Annotated in this window: 1 protein-coding gene; it reads right to left on the bottom strand. The window is 44.3% G+C overall.

What is annotated here, in order from left to right; translation table 11 throughout:
- Window positions 1-682 precede the first annotated feature (682 nt).
- The coding region (locus DI53_RS12055; protein ID WP_037499722.1) for a hypothetical protein at window positions 683-972 on the bottom strand (290 nt) is incomplete at its 5' end.

Below are 972 nucleotides of genomic sequence, written 5' to 3'. Positions count from 1 at the left end.
CAGGCTAGATGACATCCCAAAATCCTTTTAAGAATGGATTTTGGCAAATAATCTCATGCCTTACCTCCCACACAAGGCCACGGCAGCGCTCCGCTGATTCCATCGCTTGATGAAACGTAAAAAGTGTCGTTGATAGGTTTTCGAGTGGTTGAAGTTTGTCGATCGCTTGATTACTGCAGCGTATAGATTTTAGTATGTAGTACTTAGTCTGTAGAAAAGCTTTGGTAGATAAGTGATTGCAGGGGTCATTATCAAACGACATGTCGCATTTGATGAGGTATGCGTAATGTGTATTGCGAGAAGTTTAGGTGTCCTATATTTTATTGCTTCAGAGCATTATTAAACGAAATGTCGCCTCGAAAGCTTTGCGATATGTAGAAACTTGCCATTGCACAAACCTCCCCTGCAAAGGTTTCAAGCGACGGGGTTTTGAATACCTTTTGCCCTACAAAAGTATTTGCCCTGCCGCGGCATGCGGCGGAAGGGATGTGGGGAGGACAATCCGTTTAGAAACTACATTACCCTACAAAAGTATTTGCCTTGCCGCGGCATGCGGCAGATCGCTTGTCCCTAGCCGGGACGGGGCCATACTTTTTCAGATGAAAAAGTATACAAAAAATCTTTGTTTCATCGAGGCGATCTTGCACACAACCCAACCCGCAGCGAAAGGCTGCCTATCAGGCTAGATGACATCCCAAAATCCTTTTAGGAATGGATTTTGGCAAATAATCTCATGCCTGCCCACACCCACTAGGCCACGGCAGCGCTCCGCTAATACCATCGCTTGATGAAACGTAAAAAGTGTCGTTGATAGGTTTTCGAGTGGTTGAAGTTTGTCGATCGCTTGATTACTGCAGCGTATAGATTTTAGTATGTAGTACTTAGTCTGTAGAAAAGCTTTGGTAGATAAGTGATTGCAGGGGTCATTATCAAACGACATGTCGCATTTGATGAGGTATGCGTAATGCGTAT

The sequence above is a fragment of the Sphingobacterium deserti genome (assembly GCF_000757725.1).
Lineage (GTDB): Bacteria > Bacteroidota > Bacteroidia > Sphingobacteriales > Sphingobacteriaceae > Sphingobacterium > Sphingobacterium deserti.
This window is presented reverse-complemented; position numbering and strand designations above follow the sequence as displayed.